This window comes from Candidatus Avelusimicrobium sp. (genome assembly GCF_050873505.1).
GTDB lineage: Bacteria > Elusimicrobiota > Elusimicrobia > Elusimicrobiales > Elusimicrobiaceae > Avelusimicrobium.
The window spans coordinates 52,146-72,125 of the sequence record NZ_JBNMIY010000006.1; the positions used below are offsets into that span (position 1 = coordinate 52,146).

The window sequence follows — 19,980 nt, forward strand, 5'->3', positions numbered from 1 at the left end:
TACAGCGCGTTCACAATTAATAGTTTTCGCGCGCGTAGGAGAATATTGCGGTAAAACCGCGCCAGAATATAATATAATAATGGAAGTATGCCACAATATGCGTTTTTAAAAAAAATTCTGCTGGGCGCACTTATAGCGTGCGTTCCGTTTGCGTTGCAAGCGGAAGTATTTACGTCTAAGGACGGGGCTTTTACGCTGGATATGCCCGCGGGCTGGAAACAGGTGCAAAACACGCCTGCGCCTACGGTGCTTTCCCTACAAAAGGGTGCTTCGCGCCTGGACATTAAAAGTGTATCCTGCACCACCGAAACCTGCATTGAAAAGAAAATTAACGCAGATTTGGCTGACGTAAAAAGTAAAAAAATGCAGGTGGTCGGCAATTCCTACACCGGGGAAGAAATTAAACGCATTGAATTTTCCACCGGGGACCCCTTCTTCTACATCAGTTTCTTTACGCCCAAAAACGATTTTAGCGCGGGATATTTTTTAATTGATTCCAAGGCCTATTCCATTTTAGCCAAGGAACTGACTTATGCGGAAACCGACTTGGTATTTTCGTTTATTTCCCCGGTTGAAAAGCCGGAGGTAAAACCCTTAGAACTGGATTTAAAGGACCCGCGCGCCTACGACATTGCCGCCCTGCCCGCCGTACACGAAGAAGCCTTAGAGGAAACGGTGGTTGCTCCGGCGGCGGAAACGGCCCCGCAACAAGCCGAGCCCGCGAAGCCCAAAAAACCGTCGGTGTCTTTTTCTGCCAAGGTTAAAAAAGCGCTGGGTGCGTTAAAGGGCAAAACGCTGTTATCCAAAAATATGCCGCCGTATGTGCGCCGGTTGGGCCGTGGGTTTGATGTGCTTACGGGGCTGGGGCTACTGTTTATTTTACTTCTTACCGGGGCCGGGTGCGTGCGCCCGTTTTTGCGCAAAGGGGTAAATCTCCCCCCGGCCAACCCCAACTCGCTTTATCCCATTTGGTTTAAACGCCTCTACGGCACGCCGTCGCTCATCTTCCGCGCCAAAGACAACCAAGGCAATACGCTTATTTCGCTGTCCTCGCGCTGGGATAGTTTGTTTTTATTCTCGGGGCTATTGTTAATTGTACTGTCCTTTGCGGTGCTGGCGGTGGCCGGACTGTGCGAACAGACGGACTTGCTTCCCGTTTCCAACTTTGTGTATAACACGGTTTATTCCGCCTGCTCGCTGATTATTCCGCTGGGCGGGATTGTGTTTTTCTGCGGACTGGTGTGGTCCCAGTTGGTCCTGCGCGAGATTACGCTCTTTGACCGCAAGGGGCAAAAGGCCGCCATTATTTTGCAAAAAGGTTTTGGGCTCAAAAACGAGCGGTACGAGATTTATTTCGCCCGCTCCAAGGATGTGCTGGTAGTTACCCGCCAACGCTTTGCCTGCCGCCGCAACTGGCGTTTGTTTACGCGCGAGGGCGCGGCACTGGCGCACCTGACGGAGCCCAGTTTGGGTAAAGCCCTGCTGCGCAAGGTTTGCGGGCACTTGTGGGGTCTGTTGCGCGCGGATTACACGATAAGCGGCGCAATGGACGCGCAAGGGGCCTTGCAAAATACGCACGCGCCGTTTGACAGTTTTGTATGTAATATTGATAAACCGCAAGCCATTAACGCACGCGATTTGTTGGCAGTTTCCCTGCTGATAAACATCCGCGACCGCGACAAATGGTATCCGTGGTTCAACTGATTTCAAAAAACCCCGCCGAAAGCGGGGTTTTTTAGGCCTTAATTACAGAAGGATTTGCGGGCGAGGAGCGTTATCTTCCGCCGCCACCGCCACCACCAAAACCGCCGCCGGAAAAGCCTCCTCCGCCCGAACCGCCCTTTGAGGAAGAAGCCACCGCTCCACCCAAAGAGGAGCCCAGCATATTTAAGCCGTACAAATTTCCGACATACAGCCCGTGAGAGCGGACTGCGTTTTCCACCATTTCGGCCGACAGCGTGCGCTCAAAATAGGAAATCCATTTATTTTCCACGCACAGCACAAACGCATAGGGCAGATAATCGCAAAAGATTTTTTCCGCATCCGCCGGGTTGGAAGCGGCCACTCTTCCCCCCTCGCCGATTTTTAAATATTCCTTAAAGCCCTCAATCTCGTCCATTTTCTGCCGGCCTACCCGTGTATAGGCTTTAATCCACCAGGCAAAAAAGGCGGCGGATGCAACAACAACCACTACGCCCGCAAGTACGGGGCCCACCTCAAATTCCCGCAAGGCAGTAAAAAACATAGGCGCAACAAACAAGACAAATACTAAGGCATAAATAGTCATAAACCAGTTTTTAAAGGCAACCAGCGGCACCCATATAGCCAACATCATAAAAAACGCCACGGGCAGCAGCAAATCCATCCCGCCCATTATAAAGAGCAGGCACGCAAAATACGCCAGCACTAAATAGGTGGGCAAGTTCCAGGCCAGGTTTTCGGTAAAATACTGGTCTTTATCCGCCTCTAATTTTTCTTGCAGTTTCTTTCCGGCCTTTAAAAAGGTTTCCCGGAAGGATTGGTTCACTGTAACCTCTTTGGTTTTGCCGGGGAATAATGCTTTTAACACCGCGCGTTCTTCCTTGGCTAAATCGGGCAACGCATCCGGCGAAACATCCACCCGCTGCAAGGTATATTCGCGCGATAAAAATTTCTTTTTCTCCTCTATTTTTATTACGCCTTTTACCGCCAAACTGACCAGCACTACCGTAAGCAAATTATCCAACTTGCCATAGCGATAGACATACCCCGTCAACGCGGGCGAAAATCCGGCAGGAGGCTCAAACTGCCGCAGAACGCGCGCCTTGGGGTCCCGGCCTACACGGTTCCACGCCCACAGATAATACACCCAAAGCAACAGCAGCACCGCGCCAACCGCCCCCCAGCCATACGGGTCCAATAAAACATCTCTCCACGTTTTAACAGGCGGAATAATGAGCCCCTTGGCAAACGGCACCGCCACGGTAAAGCCCTCGTAGGCAGACAGCGGGCGGAGCGTCCAAAAGGAAAGTTTTTCAAAATCCCCGGTCGCGTCGTTCCCTTGGCTTCCATAGGCGCCCGTGTAAAGGGAAATACGGCTTTTATCCACCTGTGCGCCGTCCGGCAAATTAAGAAAAAACCGTGCCGTTTCTACGGGGAAATTCCACCCGTTGCCCGTTACGTTCCAATAAAATTCGTCGTACCCGTCAAAGAACAAAATAACATTGGGAACGGAATAAACCAACCGGTATGTATGCGCGCCGGGGGCAATATAATTATCGTCGCCAAAATTTACGCGCAAATTTTTAGCGTCCACACGCTCGGTAAAATACGGGTGCGGCGCTCCGTCCATTGTCAGGGATTCCACCTTCACGGGATTTTTGCGCGAAGAGGGCAACTCGCGGTAGATACCGCGGCGGATTTGTTGATGTTCCGCCACGACGGAAATTTCTTCCGCTATCCGCACGGTGGCGTTGGTATCTACCCAAGCAGTGGAATCAAAGCGCGTAATGCGCTCGGCCGCCCAAGCGTGCGCGGCAAACAATAAAGTAAGAAGTAAAAGAATTTTTTTCATTTTTTTATTGTAGCAATTTTCCGCGCCTGCGCGGGCGGGCTAATTTTGATATCCTATACATATGAAATACTTTTACTTACTCGTTTTTCTCTTTTTCCCGCTTTTCTCCGGCGCGCAAGACCTGCAAACGTATGTGCAAGCGCGACTGCAACACCCCGTTTTGAACGGGGCCTGGTGGGGCGGTTATGCCGCCTACGACGACGCGACCATTTTTTCCGTTCAGGCCGATACCCGCTTTACCCCCGCTTCTACCTTAAAACTTTTAACCACCGCCGCCGCGCTGGAAACCTTTGGCCCTCACCACCGCTTTGAAACCCGTTTATATGCGCAGACCGCACCCGATGAACTAGGCGTTTTGCGCGGAAACCTTTACCTGCAAGGCGGGGCCGACCCGACCTTGGGCTCCACCCGCGTAACAGGCGGCGAAACGTGGCAGGCTGTGGCCACCCGCTGGGCGCGCGCCGTCAAGCAGGCGGGCATTACGCGCGTGGAGGGCAATTTAATTGCGGACGAATCGGCCTTTGAGGGGCCGTCTATTCCCAATAAAGTAAATTGGGAAAATATGGGCAATTACTACGCCGCGCCCGCGAGCCCGTTGTGCTTTAACGATAATTTATTTGAAATTCACTTTAAACCCCAGCCCCGTGCGGACAGGTTCGCCGAGGTAGAAAAAACTGTTCCGCAAGTTCCCGGGCTCACCCTAAAAAGTTTCGTAACCACCGACGGGAAAACAAAGAAAGACAACGCCTATGCGTATGGTGCGCCCAACCAGTACGAAATGGAACTCTACGGCACGATTCCTACCAATTTTACGGGGTTTACCATTAAGGCCGCCCTGCCCAATTCCGCGCGGTTTGCGGCCGAAGCCCTGCACAACGCCTTGCGCGCCGAAGGTATCGCCGTAGGCGGGCACGCCGCCATCACACAGACTGCCCCCGATTATACCGCAATGACTTTGCTGGATACGTACCAATCGCCCGAATTAAAGGACATTGTCGTCATTGTAAACAAGCGGAGTTTTAACCTGTACGCCGAAATGCTTTTGCGTAATTTGGCCTTGCACGCCGGGAAAAAGGGCAGCGTGCAAAACGGGTTGGATGAGTTATACGCGTTTTTAAAAAAGAATAATTTAGCGGACGAAAAAACGGCTGTTTTGTATGACGGAAGCGGGCTTTCGCGCGATAATTTAGTTACCCCAAAAACGCTGGTAAACACGCTTTTGTTTATGTCCAAAAGCCCTAACTTTTCCTATTATTATAATTCCTTGGCCACGCCGGACGACCGCGGGGATTTGCTTCTGTTGCGCAAATTTTTAAAGCCGCAAAAGCGCGTGCAAGAGGTGCGCGTGAAGGGCGGCACGATTGACGGCGTAAAGGCTTTGGCCGGATACACGCACGACAAAGACGGGCGTTTAATTGCCTTTGCGCTAATAGCCAATAATTTGGCCAGTAAAGACGAGGCCCTCTTCCGCATCCACGAGGATATTATTAAACGCTTACTCGCCCTGCCGGGTGGAAATTAAGACTGGGAATAAAAGTAAAAATACCCACCGTAATCGGTAACGCGGTTCGGGTAGCCCATTTTCTTACAATAATCGTTGGCGCCCTTGCCGTCCGTACGTTGTACGCAATACAAGACCCCGGGAGTAGTGTTTTTAAAAACGGGCCCCGAATATTTTAAAAACCCTGAACCGGGCGCGTATTTTTGCGCCACTACTGCCACGAGTACGGTATTTCCGTTCCGGCTTACGCTGGAAGCCAAAATAAATTTACCATCCGAGCTGGAGGAAACCTCGGAAAATTGTTTAAAAACGCCGCATAAAGAGGAATTAAAACTTGGGCAATCGCTCCCCGTCCACGGCAAAGACATATCTAAATCTTCCAACTCTTTGGCATAGGAACCGTTGGCTAAAAAGTAGGCCTCTTGGGCCTTATAGATACCGTCCAAAAGAGGCAGAGCCGCAGCAACGCGGGATTTTTCTACGGCCCGTTCATACTGCGGCAGAGCCACCGCCGCCAAAATGCCAATAATAAGAACGACGACCAAGAGTTCAATTAAGGTAAAGCCGGCGGTTGTGGCCATATGGCTGGGTGCTGTTAAGCCGTCAGCGCCGAGAAATTGGCGACCCGCTAGGGTGTCGTCATCCCGTAGTGTCCTTATACGGGATCTGTTGTGGTTGTTTCTGTTGTTTTTGTTGTCATTCCCGAGTGTCGTAGTCGGGAATCTGTTGTTTTTCTTTTTTGATAACAACGGATCCCCGACTAAATTCCTCGGGGATGACGACAACAGCAACAAACTATCACGAAATCCTTTCATTTTTTCTCCTTGTTAAGGCCTTTATATTGGGGCAAAACAGCCTTTTATATGCGTTTTTATACGGCGGATACATCCGGGTATATCCACTGCGAATTATCAAAATTTTAACAAAAAAAAAAAACGAAACAACCCCTTTACAGTAAACAGACAAAAGACAACAACAAAAACAATATGTTTCGCCGTCATCCCCGAAGGTCCTAGTCGGGAATCTGTTTTTGTCGTGGCTGTTCTTTTACATAACGACAGATCCCGTATAACAACACTACGGGATGACGACACCCTGCGGGCGGCAGATTTTCCGCGCTCATTTGATTTTATTGGGCAACACTCTTTTTGTAATGTCGCACCCAACGAAACGACATCAATAAATAAAACAAAGGCGTTATAAAAATTGGGGGTCATTCTGAACTGCCGCCCATACCGCTAAGCGGCACCCCGTAAGGTTTCTATACGGGGTCCATTAATAGGTTTCAGAATCTACCTTTTGGATTGTTGGTCTTTGTCGTCATCCTGGAAAGCCGTAGTCCAGGATCTGTTGTTATAAAATAAGGATTAGATACTGGACAGAAACCTTCCAGTATGACTTTGATTTTTATAAACGACAACTACACAATAGATCCTGAACTAAATTCAGTATGACCTCTATTTTTTATAAGAGGACCTTTTCCTTGTCATCCCCGAGGAATTTAGTCGGGGATCCGTTGTTATTAAAAGAGAAAACAACAAACAACAGATTCCCGACTACGACTTTCGGGAATGACAACAACGACAACAACAGATCCCGGATAAAAACACTCCGGGATGACGGCACCTTGCAGGCCGCAGCCTGCGGGCCGCCAATTCAAGATGACCCATTATTTAATAACAACAAAAAGCCCCGGCGAAATGCCGGGGCAATAGAACAATAGAACACTACAACAATAAACAACCGTTAAATAATTAAACAGATGTTATTTAAGTTCGGAAGTGCAATGCGGGCAGCGGGTGGCTTCCAGCGGGATTTCCGAGCAGCAGAACGGGCACTTTTTGGTGGTAGGAGCGGCGGCCGGTTCTTCCACTTTCTTCAAATTGTCCAGTTTGTTAATCAGTTTAATAAGCAGGAAAATACAAAACGCCACGATTAAGAAACTGATAACCGCGTTTAAAAAGTTGCCCACATTAAGCGTGGTGGCGCCGGCGGCTTGGGCCGCGGACAAGGAAGCATACGGGGCGGGCACTTGGGCGCCGTCTTTAATGACGATAAACCAGTTGGAGAAATCCACCTTGCCCATTAAAAGCCCCAAGGGCGGCATCATCACATCGGCCACCATAGAGTTTACAATTTTGGTAAACGCACCGCCGATGATGATACCAACAGCCATATCAATCACGTTGCCGCGCATTACGAATTTTTTAAATTCGCCCAGCATATTTTTAATCATTTTTATCTCCTTATTTTATTAATTTAGCCGCCTTAAAAAGCGGTGTAAACAAATCATTTTCTACGGGATATTTTATTTCCTGCGGGTCCGTTTGGTCCGCAAATTCCACCGGGGCGCCTTCCACCCAGCACAAGGGGCGCCGCTCGTCGGCCTCGCCCATTGTCAGCGCGCACGCCGCCGCCAACGAGTCCGCCATATCCACCAGCGTAACATCCAATTTTTTACCAAAGATGTCGGGTTTGCCGCGCAAGTCCTTTACGCCCTTAAACCCGCTGTACGATACCGCCGCGCCGATAATTCCCGCACGTAGGGGCAAAATCATACTGTCCGTAATAATTACGCCCAAGTTTTCCACGCCCCACGCTTTTTTTAACGCTTGGCGCAGTTCGTCCGCACACGCGTACAAATCACGCGGCATTAACAGCAGTTTTCCGTCCGCGTTGGATTCGTCAATCCCGGCGTTCGTCATAATCATACCGCTTTTTAACGTGAGCCACGCAAGCGGCGTTTTTAAGGCGGCGTCGCTTTCCTGCCGGATTAATTTTTCCTTCTGTTCGCGGCTTTCGTACGGCACGGAAAGGCCCTTCCACAAACAAACGAGTTTGGACGAAACGGTCAGCACCGTTTTGTCCGCCACCGACGGGATATGATGCACGATAAAGGCGGGCAAGTCGGCGGACTCTTTAAAAATATCGGTTTGTACGGGTGTAATCTTCATTGGTCAAACGGGGCCACAAAACTGCAAAAAACTTCGTTGGCTAAAAACAGCCCCTCTAATGTTAATTTTACCTTTTTTCCCACCCGCTCCAAAAGGCCGCTTTGGATATGCTTTTCAATATCCTTGCCGAAAAGTTGCTCTTGCACAGGCGTCAGTTCTATGCCGTCCAACAGGCGCAACCCCAACATTAAATTTTCGCCCTCGTGTTCCTTGCCTTCCAGTTTTTCGCTGTAAACAATAGGGCTTTCCCCGGCATTTATACGGGCAATAAAATCAGCCACGTCATCCGTGTTTTGGCTGCGCACGCCGCCCAAATAACTGGCGGCCCCACTGCCTAGCCCCAAGTATTCGCCGTTGTGCCAATAGTGTGTATTGTGCTTGGCTTCCCGCCCGGGCAAGGCAAAGTTGGAAATTTCGTAATGGTGATACCCCGCCGCCTGCAAACGCGTATGTGCTTCTTCCAGCATACGGCGCATTAGCAACTGGTCGCACACAATCCCGCGCTCAAAAAACGGAGTGCCTTCTTCTATTTGTAAACCGTAAACGGACAAATGTTCCGGGTGTAAGTCCACCAATTTTTGCAAACCGTCCAAAAAACTTTGCAGACTTTGCCCCGGCACCCCGGCAATTAAATCCACATTAATATTGGTAAAGCCCGCTTTCCACGCCGCCGCGTAGGCCGACAAAAAGGTTTGCACGTTATGCACGCGGCCCAAGGTTTTCAGTTCCGCATCGTTAAAACTTTGAAGCCCCATACTGATACGGTTAAAGCCCGCGCGCTTTAAAACCGCCAATTTTTCGGCGGTTAAACTTTCCGGGTTGGCCTCTATGGTGCTTTCTTCAAAATGGGAAACCGGGCCAAAGTGGCGGGCAATCAGGGTACACAACTCTTCCAACTGGCCGGCACTCAGCAAACTGGGCGTTCCTCCACCGACATACAGCGTGCTAAACTCCCGCTTGGGGGCCGAGGCGGCGGATTTATCAAGCGCTTGTAAATAGGCTGAAATTAAATTTTCCCGCCCTGCAAAGGAAGCAAAATCGCAATAGTTGCACTTTTGTTTGCAGAACGAGATATGGAAATAAAGTCCGGTAGTCATTATTTTTTATTTTCGGCTTCGTGGTTTAAAAAGGCAAAAATAAACGGGTCCAAATCACCGTCCATTACGGCGTTGATTTGGGAAGTTTCGTACCCGCTGCGCAAGTCCTTCACCAACTGGTACGGCATAAACACATACGAGCGGATTTGGTGGCCCCAGGCAATTTCGCCCTTTTGGCCGTAGCGTTTTTCGGCCTCACCGCGCTTTTTATCCATTTCCATTTCGTACAGTTTGGCTTTGAGCATCTTCATAGCCGTTTGGCGGTTTTGCAACTGGCTGCGCTCAATGCGGCAGGACACCACAATCCCCGTGGGAATATGCAACAGGCGCACCGCGGATTCCACCTTGTTTACGTTTTGTCCGCCGTGGCCGCCCGCGCGCGAGGTTTCCAGTTGGATATCTTTTTCCGGGATTTCAATGTTAATGTCCTCGTCAATATCCGGCAGCACGTCGCACGAAGCAAAGGATGTATGGCGGCGGGCGTTAGCGTCAAAGGGCGACACGCGCACCAAGCGGTGCACGCCGTTTTCCCCCTTTAAATAGCCGTACGCAAACGGTCCTTCCACCATTGCGGAAAGCGTTTTGATACCCGCTTCATCGCCGGGTTGCGCGTCTAATACGGAAAATTTAAAGCCGTGCTGTTCGGCCCAGCGCGTGTACATACGCACCAACATTTGCGCCCAGTCGCAAGATTCGGTTCCACCCGCCCCGGCGTGAATAGTCAAAATGGCGTTTAGTTTGTCGTTCGGGTCCGACAGGCGGATTTCGCCCTCTTTTTTAGCCACTTGTTTTTCGGTTTCCTGCAACGAAGCAGCCAAGGCGGCCAGTTCGTTTTGGTCCTGCATTTCCTTGCACAGGTCAAACCAAGCGCGGTCGTCCTCCATTTTTTTATGGAGCGCGTAAAAGGTGTCAATAGAGGTTTTTAATAAATCAATTTGGCGGCTAACGTCCTTAGCCTTTTGGGTGTCGTTCCAAAAGGCGGGGTCCGCCGACTGCGCCTGCAAGGCGGCCAATTCCTGTTTTTTGCCGGAAATGTCGTCTATGGATTCAATCTTGGCCACGCGGGCGGCTAAATCGGAAATTGTCTGTTCTACATCTTTAAATTCAATATTATTCATAAGCAAAAACCATTGTGGAAACCAGCAGCGTAAAAAAGACCGCCGCGCACAGCCAAGCGAACCAATCGCCAAACTGCGTATAAAAGTTTTGTCTGTCCCCGACCGCAAGCGGAACGGAAGCAGTTAAAATTTCCTGCGTAAACAGGCCGGATTGCTTTTCAATGCGGCCAAACGGGTCAATATACGCCGAAAACCCCGTGTTGGCGGCGCGGAGCACGGGGCGACCCGTTTCCACCGCGCGCAATACGTTTACGGCCAAATGCTGGTACGGCGCGGCTGTTTTAAAGAACCAGGCATCGTTGGTAATATTTACAAAAAATTTAGCCCCTTGGCGGTTTTGCGAGAGCCACAACTGCGGGAAAATACTTTCGTAGCAAATCGTTTCGCCCACCGCCACGCCGGATACGTCCAGCGGTTTCTGCTCGCGCGGGCCCGGGGTAAAGGCCCCCAGTTCGCCCAGCACTTCTACATTTTTAAAGGCCGAGCGGACGAGATTTTCCAGTGGGATATATTCCCCAAACGGCACGAGTTTTATTTTGCGGTAATTCTGCCAATCCCCCTCATTGGGCGGGAGCAAATAGGCCCCCACATACTGGTTGGTTTCGTCCTCCACATTGGAGCCGATAAACTGGTACGCACCCGAACGGGCGGCAATATCTTCAAACAAATCGGTATATTTTTCTTCGGTCAACGCACCTGGTACGGCGCTTTCGGGCCAGACGGCCAACATCAAATTTTTGCCCTCTAATTGGGCGCCTAATTGTTCCAAAGTATCGGTAATTTCGGCCTCGTATTCGGGGCTCCATTTTTTGTATTGGTCTATATTGGGCTGGATAAGCGCGGTATTTAAACTTAAAAGCGGCTGGCGCATTTCGCCAAGCGGTTTAGCGGGCAAGACTTTGTGCCCATAGCCATACACGCCCACAAAAACAAGCGCGGCCAACACCATATGCCATACGCCCTTTTTTACGCCGTTTTCGGCAAATGCCCAGCCGATAGAAGCCCCCACAAAAGCAATTACAAAACTAACGCCATATACGCCCGTAAAAGAGGCGATTTGCAGCATTTCGGGCGCGTTCCATTGGGTGTAACCCAGCATAATCCACGGGAAGCCCAAAAAGTAAAAAGCAACCGTTTGGTGCACCCACTCCAAGGCCACCACGCCGCACGCAATAAGCACCGGGAAAAATCCACCCGTACGCTTTAAAAAGTAGCACGCGCCGCCCAATATCGCAAATTGTACGGCTAACAGTCCGCTTAACCCCAGCCAAGCGGCCACGGAAAGCCCCTGTGAAAGCCCCCCGCCGTGTAAACAAGTGTAATAAATCCAATATAAAATCCCCGCGTTAAACAGCAGGGCCGTCAGCCAGCCATAAAAAAAAGAGGACCAAAATCCTTTGATTTTAGCCACTCCCCAAATAAACGGCGCCAACGCAAACCAAGCCAAAAAATGCTGGGATTTGTTGGGATAACTTTGGTACATCAACCAAGCCGTGCCCAGCATACAAGCCAATAAAAAAACAATCCGCGCCGCACCCAAGAGTACGGTTTTAACACGCACCCAGGCGGAAGATTTCTCCGCCTGGGCGTCTTGTTGTGAAATGGTTTCCCTAAACTCCCGCATATGCCTTAAAACCGTATCTTACACACATTTTCCACGCATACGGCTTGTGCATCCGGGCTGCACTCCCGCACCGTAGAAGGCGCGCCGTCCGGGCAGGCCTTGGCTACGAGGTTAGACTGCATTTTGTTAAAGTCCAGCGTAAATTCGGCATTAATGGCCGTTACGCCCGAAGGTCCCACCAAGCAGCCGCACGGGTCTTTATCTACGATAATGCAATCCTCATCGGCTTGGCAGCGGTACATCCGGCGCACTTGCGCTTTAACCGCGGCCGCGGCGGCTTCTTTATGTTGTTCCTCGGCCTTGGCGTCCATTTCCTGCGAGTTAAGCGCAGGCACGCTTACCTCTATGGGGGCATCCTTGCTGTATAATAGCGGCAAGAGAGCAATTACGCCCACGGCACAGCACAGCAAAAGCAGTTCTTTTATCTTATTCATAAATTGGCTCCGCAGCATTTTTTGTATTTTTTACCGCTGCCGCACGGGCACGGATCGTTGCGCCCGATGTGCTTGGGCGTTTGCTCCGTTTGGCTAGCCGCATTGTTGGCCTGCGCCTGCTGGGCCGGGGTGCGGCGGGGAGGCAGTTGCAAGCGGAAGATATAACTGACCATTAAGTCGCGCACGCGGTTAAGCATAGAGGAATACAATTTATAGGATTCCTTTTGATACTCAATCAGCGGGTCCTTTTGGGCATATCCGCGCAGGCTTACGCTGTTTTGCAACTGGTCCAGTTCGTACAGGTTCTGCTTCCAAGCGTTATCAATAATTTGCAGTAAAAGCATCCGCTCAATTTCCGCAAAGTTAATGCCTTGCTCGGCAAAGTAAAGCACACGGGCGTGGTATAAATCTTTTACTTGCGCCATAATTTCATCTACCAACTGGTCGTGCGATTTGCGACCGACGTTTTCCGCAGTAAAGTGGAAATCGCCAGGGAAGAAATTACGCAAGTTGACGTTTAACGCTTCAAAATCACAGCGCTGCGGGTGGGAATAATTGTAATACTGTTCTACCAGTTCATCTACAATTTCTTCCATCATCTGCATCGTTTTATCGGTCATATCCGCGCCGTCCAAAATGGCGTTTCTTAATCCGTAAATAGCGGTGCGCTGTTGGTTCATTACTTTATCATAATCCAGCAACTGCTTGCGGATATCAAAGTTGCGGCCTTCCACCATACGCTGGGCGCCTTCAATTTGGCGCGTCATCAAGCGCGATTCAATGGCTTCGCCTTCCTTCATACCCATTGTGCTGAGTACGGAAGCAATTTTGGTGGTGTTGGCGAACAAGCGCATTAATTCGTCATCCAACGAAATATAAAAGCGGGAGCAGCCCGGGTCGCCTTGGCGGGCACAGCGTCCGCGCAACTGGTTATCAATGCGGCGGGACTCGTGGCGTTCACTGCCGATAACGTGCAAACCGCCCAACGCTACCACTTCGTCTTGTTCCTGCTTATTGGCCGGGTTACCGCCCAGTACAATATCCGTACCGCGGCCGGCCATATTGGTAGCAATCGTTACGGCTCCTTTGCGGCCTGCCTGGCTGATGATTTGGGCTTCCATTTCGTGGTACTTGGCGTTTAACACTTGGTGCGGAATACCCTTGGCGCGGAGCATATGGCTCAACTTTTCGGACTTTTCAATAGAGCGCGTACCCACCAGCACCGGGGCGCCCTTCTTCCACAAATCTTCCACCTCATCCACAATAGCGTTAAATTTTTCGCGTTCCGTCAAATACACGAGGTCCGGGTAGTCAATGCGTTTAGAGGGGCGGTTGGGGCGGATTTCCACCACGTCTAATTTGTAAATCTGCCAGAACTCGTTGGCCTCGGTCATAGCCGTACCCGTCATACCAGAGAGTTTTTTGTAAAGTTTAAAGAAATTCTGGAAGGTAATGGTAGCCAAGGTCTGGTTTTCTTCTTTAATTTGCAACCCTTCTTTGGCTTCCACCGCTTGGTGCAAACCGTCGCTCCAACGGCGGCCCGGCATTAAGCGTCCCGTAAATTCGTCCACGATAATGACTTCGCCGTCCTTTACCACATAGTCCACATCGCGCTCATACAAATGGTGCGCGCGCAGGGCTTGGTTAATGTGGTGGACCCACTCGGATTCCACATCGTTATACAGGTTGGGTACATTTAAGAATTTTTCCGCCTTGGCAATACCCGTGTCGGTCAAGGTGGCGGTGTGGGCTTTTTCGTCAATAATGGCATCCACGCCCTCATCCAAGTTAATGCCCTCGTATTTGGCTTTTACTTCGTCCTTTTCCGTAATCATACGGACCTTTAAGGACGGAATTAAGCGGTTTACAATGTAATATTTATCGGTGCTTTGTTCGGACGGGCCGGAAATAATAAGCGGGGTGCGGGCCTCGTCAATTAAAATGGAGTCCACTTCGTCCACAATACAATAGTTTAGCGGGCGCAAAACGCGGTCCTCGCGGTTAATTACCATATTGTCGCGCAGGTAGTCAAAACCCAGTTCGTTATTGGTTACATAGGTAATGTCCTTGGCGTACATTTCGCGGCGGTCGGCGTTGTCCATATCGTGGCTGATGTAGCCCACGGTAAGGCCTAAAAATTCGTGAATAGGACCCATCCATTGGCGGTCGCGGCGGGCCAAGTAGTCGTTTACCGTTACGACGTGCACCCCTTTTCCGGTAAGCGCATTTAAGTAAGAGGGCAACACAGCCACCAGGGTTTTACCTTCCCCGGTGCCCATTTCGGCAATTTTTCCTTGGTGCAGAACGATACCGCCCAGCATTTGCACATCGTACGGGCGCAGGCCGATGACTCTTTGCGCGGCCAGGCGGACCACGGCAAAGGCTTCGGGCAATAATTGGTCCAAGGTTTCGCCCTTGGCCAAACGGTCTTTAAATTCTTGTGTTTTGGCTTTTAATTGGTCGTCGGTTAAATGTTCAAATTCAGCGGTGAATTTGTTGGCGTCATCTACATAATGTTGGATTTTTTTAAGGTCGCGTTCGCTTTTGGTTCCGAAAATTTTATCAATTAAAGTTCTAATCATATAACAAAGTTCCTTTTAAATTAAAATAGTACGGCAAGGCATAGCCCCATACGGCGGGCCAAAAGAAACCTGTTATTTGGCGACCGGCTTTTTGTGGTTGGTTTTTACTTGCAGGTTGGGCGTTTGCTCCGTTTGCAAAGCAGCGTCTTTCTCGGCCGAAGCGGCTAAGGCGGCCAATCTGGCTTGTACGCGGGTTTGCACCTGCTGCCCAAACACTTGGGCGGCGGTGGAAATCTGGGAGCCCGGGTCCTTTTTCAGGGCTTTGAGTTCAGCCTTTACGGCTTTGATTTTGGCCTTTAAGGCGTTGCTTTTAGCCGTGCGGTCCGCAGAAGAGAGGGTTTTGTCCTTTTTAACTTGCGCCAACTGCTTTTTATATTCTTTAATCTGTTCTTCGCGCAGGTTGACCGTAACCGCCCAGACCCGGCCCAATACATCGGCCACCTGGCGGTTAAAGTATTTATCCGTAGCGGACGTGTCCACCCCGTTTACGGCAGAGAGGAATAAAGCCTCCTCGTACTGTTCGGAAAGCGTATGCAGGCGGATAGAATTATCAAAATTGCGCGCGACGGAAATTAATTCAAAGCGGGCATCTTCCGTATCGGGCGCTTGGTAAGAAGCGGCCAAATCCTCCAAGATAGCGTTATAATCGGCGTTCTTTTTGGCGTTTTCCAATACGGCAGGGTTGTATTGGGCAAAAATGTCCAATACTTTTTCGCGGTTATAGGTGCTGGCGTCCGGCTGTGCATACAGCGCAGACGACATAGCAAGCGTGGCTAAAAGAAATAAACTGCGTCTCATTTTTCCCCCAAAATCGGTGTTACTTGTATTTTGCTATATATAGGGCGTATAGTCAAGCCCTTTTCCGCCGGGAAACATAAAATAAACCCGGAGCGTTTTGCGGCCCCGGGTTTATGTAAATTCGTCAGGTTAGCGGGCAGCCGTACGGAAGAAATTTCCCTTTACGTTGCGGGCCAACTGCACGCGGCCCAAGGTTTTATCCGCCGCAACGGTTACATTTTTGGCATTGGGTTTAATCGTGCCGTCCACTGCGCCGAAGATGTCCCCTTGTTTTACCACGCCCAACTGGCCGTGGTTGTTGATTTGGACTTCCAACTTTAAATTGCCGTCCAAATTAGCGGCTAATAAATCTTCTTCCCCCATCGTAAAAGCAAGCGGGAACTTCGGGTTTACCACGCGCTTAATCGCCACGGGCACATCGGCCTCGTTTTTAACGATAATCGCGCAGGAATTGTTATCCGCCTGCGCCATAGAGGCCAAGCGCTCCGGCACGGTAACCGTACCCGAGATATTAAAACGCCCTTCGCTGACGGTGCGCGCCAAGCAGAAAGCACATACCACTAAACTGGCGGCCGCAGCCGTAATAAAAATCTTTTTCATACTTATATTTTACCCTTTACTTTGCCTTTTGGCAAGGGGGCTTTTCCCTTTTACGCCGGATAAAAAAGGCCCCACAAACAGGGCCTTTTTTATATTCCGGGCAAATTTAACTTATTGTTTAAAGAAGCCCCACAGGTTGGCGTTATATACCCACCCTTTGCAAACGCCGTCTTTGGCGTTTTCGGGTTCGTCGGATACCTGGATCCATTTGCCTTTTTTAGCCAAGTATTTGAACGGATAGCCCTTGGCTACGGTGCAAACGATATCGGCCGAGGCGGAGGCGTCTTTGCGGACGTTCAAGTCCACTTTGGCGGACATACCGCCCTGCGGGCTTAACAAGTCGGCCTTAATCCAGCCGCTGTATCCTTCAAAATCCTTAATAAGAACCCAACTTTTATCTTCGTTGGTTTTTACCATAATGACAGGCGTGTATCTCCACGCGTGCCATTTTAAAGCGCATTTCGTACCCGCGCAAGTGCGGATATTGGCTCTTTTAGCGTTGATGCTGGCGTATTTTTGGGCGAAGACAGGAGCGCTCACAAAAAGTACGAGCATAGCCAAAGCAATAATTTTTTTCATATACCTTCTTTCTCCTATAAAAGGCGAACTAAAAAATCTCTACACAAAAAGTATAGCAATACTCCCCGAAACTTTGCAAGTTTTTTCTTACCGGGCCCGCCCCCAAAAAAGATATAATAAAGAAGATAAATAAACCTTTGGAGAAGATTATGAAAGAACAAGTCCAACAAGTAATTGAAGACATCCGCCCTATTTTGCAGGCTGACGGCGGCGACATCCAACTCATCAGCGTAGATGAAAAAACGGGTATCGTTACCGTAGGTTTGCACGGCCGCTGCGGCTGCTGCCCGCACGCGCAAATGACCTTGCAAGCCGTAGTGGAACGCAAGATTAAAGAACTCGTCCCCGGTGTAACCGCGGTGGAACGCGTTTAATGCCGAAGATAGACTTACACACGCACTCCGATTTTTCGGACGGAACCTGTACCCCGGAAGAAGTGGTTCACGCCGCTTTAAAAGCCGGGGCTTTCGTTTATGCCCTGACCGACCACGATACGACTGACGGCGTACTCCGCGCCCAAAAAGTGTGCGAAGAACACCGTATCTTCTTTACGCCCGGGGTGGAAATCAGCACCCGGGAACACGACCACCTGCACTTTACCGGCTACAACATTGATTTGGAAAATGCGGAGTTCCAAGCCTTTTTGGCCCAAAACCGCCAAAACCGCCGCGAACGCATCCGCAAAATCATCCAACAATTAATTGCCGCCGGGGTGGACATTACGGAAGAGGAAGTCTTTTCCCGTGCGCCCAATACCGTTTCCCGCGCCCACGTTGCCGATGCGCTCAAAGCCAAAGGCATTGTGCCCAGCCGCCAAGAGGGCTTCCGCCGCTATTTGGTGCCCGGCCAGCCCGGCTATGTACCGTCTGCCGGGGTAACCGCTATTGAGGCGATCCGGCACATCAAGCGCGCAGGCGGTATGCCTGTGATTGCGCACCCCGGTATTGTATCGGAACATTGGAATTTCCCGGCTTGGACCGAAGCCGGACTGGAAGGCGTGGAGGTGTTTTATCCTGCCCATACCTTTACAATGAAGCAAGACCTGCTGGCTATTACCCGCAAATACGGCCTTTTGGCTACCGCCGGGTCCGATTACCACGGTCCGCGCGCGGGACGCATTACCACCCCCGGTATGCAAATCCCGCAGCCGCACTACGACAAACTGCTCCGCAGATTATTTAACCGTTAAATTATTATGCACTTACTCCCTAAATTGGTTACGCTCTGGCGCAACCGCCCCGAAGAATTTACCCCCCGGCGTATGTTAAAAGACGTTACGTCCGGGCTGGTGGTGGCCTGTGTGGCCCTGCCGCTGTCTATCGCCTTGGCCATTGCCTCTGGCGTTACGCCTGAAAAGGGCCTTTTAACCGCTATTGTAGCCGGGTTTTTGATTTCCCTCTTGGGTGGCTCCCGCGTTCAAATCGGCGGGCCGACGGGCGCGTTCGTCGTCATTGTCTATGGCATTATCCAAGAGTTCGGTCTCTCCGGCCTTTTAACCGCTACCTTAATGGCGGGTATATTTTTGATGTTAATGGGTCTTTTTAAGTTTGGCGCGTTCATCAAATTTATTCCTTATCCGGTAACCACCGGGTTTACCAGCGGTATCGCCGTGGTGCTTTTTTCCACGCAGATTAACGACTTTTTGGGTCTCAATTTAACCAATATTCCAAGCGACTTTTTTGCCAAGTGGAATATGTATTTTCACCATTTATCTGCCACTAACTGGGAGACCTTAGCCGTTGGTTTATTAACCTTAGGCATTATTATTTTCTGGCCTAAAAAATGGAAATCGCTCCCCGGTTCCTTGGTTGCGCTTATCATTACTACCTTGGTTGTAAAATTTGCGCATTTGGACGTAGCCACCATTACTTCTACTTTCGGCTCGGTGGACAGCACCTTGGTTTGGCCCCATATGCCGGGTGAAATCACGCTGGCGACCATTAAAAAACTGTTGCCCGCTTCGCTAACGATTGCCTTCTTGGCGGGGATTGAGAGTTTGCTTTCTGCCGTGGTGGCGGACGGGATGATTGGCAAAAAGCACCGCTCCAATATGGAACTGGTTGCCACGGGTGTAGCCAACGTGGCTTCGGCCTTATTTGGCGGGTTGCCCGCCACGGGTGCGATTGCCCGCACGGCCACCAACATTGAAAACGGCGGACGTACCCCAATTGCCGGTATGGCGCACGCTATTTTCCTTTTGATTATGATGTTATGCCTTATGCAATATATTGGCCTAATTCCAATGACTTCGTTAGCCGCGATTTTGTTTATGGTGGCTTATCGTATGAGCGGTTGGCGGGCCTTCCGCGCCTTATTCAAGGCTCCGGCAGGCGATATTGCCGTACTGCTCGCTACGTTCGGCCTAACCGTGGCGGCAGACTTGGTCGTAGCCATTGAGTTTGGCCTTGTCTTGGCGGCGGTGCTCTTTATGAAGCGGATGAGCGACGTCTATCAAATTAAGAATATGGACGATGATATTTTTGACGAGGTGCGCCAAAAGGACGACATTGACACCAAAATTATTACGCACAACGTCAGCGTGTACGAAATCAATGGTCCGTTCTTCTTTGGTGCCGCCAATGTGTTTGTGGATTCCTTGGAAAATCACAAGGAGTGCAAAGTGCTCATCTTGCGTATGCGTAGCGTGCCTGCCATTGATGCGACGGGCTTCCACGCGCTGGAAAGCATTTTTAACAGTTGCCAAAAGGACGGCGTACAACTTATCCTTTCGCACGTCCAAAAGCCTGTGTTAAAAACGTTGGAAAAGTACGGCTTTATCAAACGCTTGGGCGAAGACCATATTTGCAAAAATATTGATATTTCCCTAATGCGTGCCGAGTCCATTGTTAGCGGGCGCCAGCACTTCCTAGAATAACGCTGCGCGCCGCGCCCTGCGGACGGCACCCTAGCGGGTGGCAGATTTTCCGCACTCTATTGATTATTTGGGCAACACTGCTTTTGTAGTGTTGCTCTTTTATTTTGTCCTGCGTGCGGACGGCACCCTAGCGGGCCGGTACCCTGCGGGCCGCGAATTATCCGCGCCCCATTGATTAATTGAGCAATACTGCTTTTATAGTGTTGCTCTTTTGGGGCTCTACGGAACGACGGTAACACACGAATGCCCCAACAAGTAATCCTAT

The 19,980-nt window shown here is 50.4% G+C and carries 18 protein-coding genes; 6 read left to right on the forward strand and 12 right to left on the reverse strand.

Annotated elements, in window-relative coordinates:
* Window positions 1–87: 87 nt before the first annotated feature.
* On the forward strand, window positions 88–1,704 hold the full coding sequence (locus tag ACR0QV_RS04875) for a hypothetical protein (RefSeq protein ID WP_432635046.1): 1,617 nt from the start codon (window positions 88–90) through the stop codon (window positions 1,702–1,704).
* Window positions 1,705–1,774: 70 nt separating this feature from the next.
* Here the strand turns inward: ACR0QV_RS04875 and ACR0QV_RS04880 are convergent, their stop codons facing one another.
* On the reverse strand, window positions 1,775–3,553 hold the full coding sequence (locus ACR0QV_RS04880) for a DUF2207 domain-containing protein (protein WP_432635048.1): 1,779 nt from the start codon (window positions 3,551–3,553) through the stop codon (window positions 1,775–1,777).
* Between the two features lie 61 nt (window positions 3,554–3,614).
* Here ACR0QV_RS04880 and dacB point away from each other — a divergent pair, with 61 nt between their 5' ends.
* Window positions 3,615–5,075, forward strand: a complete 1,461-nt coding sequence (gene dacB, locus ACR0QV_RS04885) for a D-alanyl-D-alanine carboxypeptidase/D-alanyl-D-alanine endopeptidase (RefSeq protein ID WP_432635050.1) — start codon at window positions 3,615–3,617, stop codon at window positions 5,073–5,075.
* Here the strand turns inward: dacB and ACR0QV_RS04890 are convergent.
* Window positions 5,072–5,869, reverse strand: coding sequence for a type IV pilin protein (locus ACR0QV_RS04890; protein WP_432635052.1), 798 nt, complete (start codon window positions 5,867–5,869; stop codon window positions 5,072–5,074). The two genes, dacB and ACR0QV_RS04890, sit on opposite strands and share 4 nt — an antisense overlap.
* A 635-nt stretch (window positions 5,870–6,504) precedes the next feature.
* Between ACR0QV_RS04890 and ACR0QV_RS04895 the strand changes: the two genes are divergently transcribed.
* A complete protein-coding gene (locus tag ACR0QV_RS04895) occupies window positions 6,505–6,777 on the forward strand; it encodes a hypothetical protein (protein WP_432635054.1) in 273 nt (90 codons plus the stop codon).
* A gap of 42 nt (window positions 6,778–6,819) precedes the next feature.
* Here the strand turns inward: ACR0QV_RS04895 and mscL are convergent, their stop codons facing one another.
* The 10 genes from mscL to ACR0QV_RS04945 all read right to left on the reverse strand — a co-directional run bounded on the left by mscL (window position 6,820) and on the right by ACR0QV_RS04945 (window position 16,840).
* Window positions 6,820–7,278: a large conductance mechanosensitive channel protein MscL gene (gene mscL / locus ACR0QV_RS04900; protein ID WP_432635132.1), complete on the reverse strand. Its 459-nt coding sequence runs from the start codon at window positions 7,276–7,278 to the stop codon at window positions 6,820–6,822.
* A 22-nt stretch (window positions 7,279–7,300) separates the two neighbouring features.
* Window positions 7,301–8,008: a coenzyme F420-0:L-glutamate ligase gene (locus tag ACR0QV_RS04905; RefSeq protein WP_432635056.1), complete on the reverse strand. Its 708-nt coding sequence runs from the start codon at window positions 8,006–8,008 to the stop codon at window positions 7,301–7,303.
* Window positions 8,005–9,105 carry a radical SAM family heme chaperone HemW gene (hemW, locus tag ACR0QV_RS04910; protein WP_432635058.1) on the reverse strand — a complete coding sequence of 367 codons (1,101 nt, stop codon included), beginning with the start codon at window positions 9,103–9,105 and terminating at the stop codon, window positions 8,005–8,007. Before hemW ends, ACR0QV_RS04905 begins: the two co-directional genes overlap by 4 nt.
* Window positions 9,105–10,223, reverse strand: coding sequence for a peptide chain release factor 2 (prfB, locus tag ACR0QV_RS04915; protein WP_432635060.1), 1,119 nt, complete (start codon window positions 10,221–10,223; stop codon window positions 9,105–9,107). The genes hemW and prfB overlap by 1 nt, the downstream gene beginning before the upstream one ends.
* The gene (gene lnt / locus ACR0QV_RS04920) at window positions 10,216–11,847 is read right to left on the reverse strand and encodes an apolipoprotein N-acyltransferase (protein WP_432635062.1); all 1,632 of its coding nucleotides are present in this window, start codon (window positions 11,845–11,847) and stop codon (window positions 10,216–10,218) included. Before lnt ends, prfB begins: the two co-directional genes overlap by 8 nt.
* Window positions 11,848–11,852: 5 nt before the next feature.
* A complete protein-coding gene (locus tag ACR0QV_RS04925) occupies window positions 11,853–12,281 on the reverse strand; it encodes a hypothetical protein (RefSeq protein ID WP_432635064.1) in 429 nt (142 codons plus the stop codon).
* The gene (secA, locus tag ACR0QV_RS04930) at window positions 12,278–14,863 is read right to left on the reverse strand and encodes a preprotein translocase subunit SecA (protein WP_432635066.1); all 2,586 of its coding nucleotides are present in this window, start codon (window positions 14,861–14,863) and stop codon (window positions 12,278–12,280) included. The genes ACR0QV_RS04925 and secA overlap by 4 nt, the downstream gene beginning before the upstream one ends.
* Window positions 14,864–14,935: 72 nt before the next feature.
* A complete protein-coding gene (locus ACR0QV_RS04935; protein WP_432635068.1) occupies window positions 14,936–15,661 on the reverse strand; it encodes a hypothetical protein in 726 nt (241 codons plus the stop codon).
* A 129-nt stretch (window positions 15,662–15,790) separates the two neighbouring features.
* Entirely contained in the window at window positions 15,791–16,261 is a 471-nt protein-coding gene (locus tag ACR0QV_RS04940) for a hypothetical protein (protein WP_428053808.1), read from the reverse strand.
* A gap of 111 nt (window positions 16,262–16,372) precedes the next feature.
* Window positions 16,373–16,840 (reverse strand): SH3 domain-containing protein, encoded by a 468-nt coding sequence (locus ACR0QV_RS04945; RefSeq protein WP_432635070.1) that lies wholly within the window; start codon window positions 16,838–16,840, stop codon window positions 16,373–16,375.
* Between the two features lie 149 nt (window positions 16,841–16,989).
* On the opposite strand from ACR0QV_RS04945, the gene ACR0QV_RS04950 reads away from it, so the two are divergent.
* The 3 genes from ACR0QV_RS04950 to ACR0QV_RS04960 are packed head-to-tail and all read left to right on the forward strand — an operon-like array spanning window position 16,990 to window position 19,715.
* Window positions 16,990–17,214 (forward strand): NifU family protein, encoded by a 225-nt coding sequence (locus tag ACR0QV_RS04950; RefSeq protein ID WP_432635072.1) that lies wholly within the window; start codon window positions 16,990–16,992, stop codon window positions 17,212–17,214.
* On the forward strand, window positions 17,214–18,029 hold the full coding sequence (locus ACR0QV_RS04955) for a PHP domain-containing protein (RefSeq protein WP_432635074.1): 816 nt from the start codon (window positions 17,214–17,216) through the stop codon (window positions 18,027–18,029). Before ACR0QV_RS04950 ends, ACR0QV_RS04955 begins: the two co-directional genes overlap by 1 nt.
* A 6-nt stretch (window positions 18,030–18,035) precedes the next feature.
* A complete protein-coding gene (locus ACR0QV_RS04960) occupies window positions 18,036–19,715 on the forward strand; it encodes a SulP family inorganic anion transporter (RefSeq protein ID WP_432635076.1) in 1,680 nt (559 codons plus the stop codon).
* Window positions 19,716–19,980 lie beyond the last annotated feature (265 nt).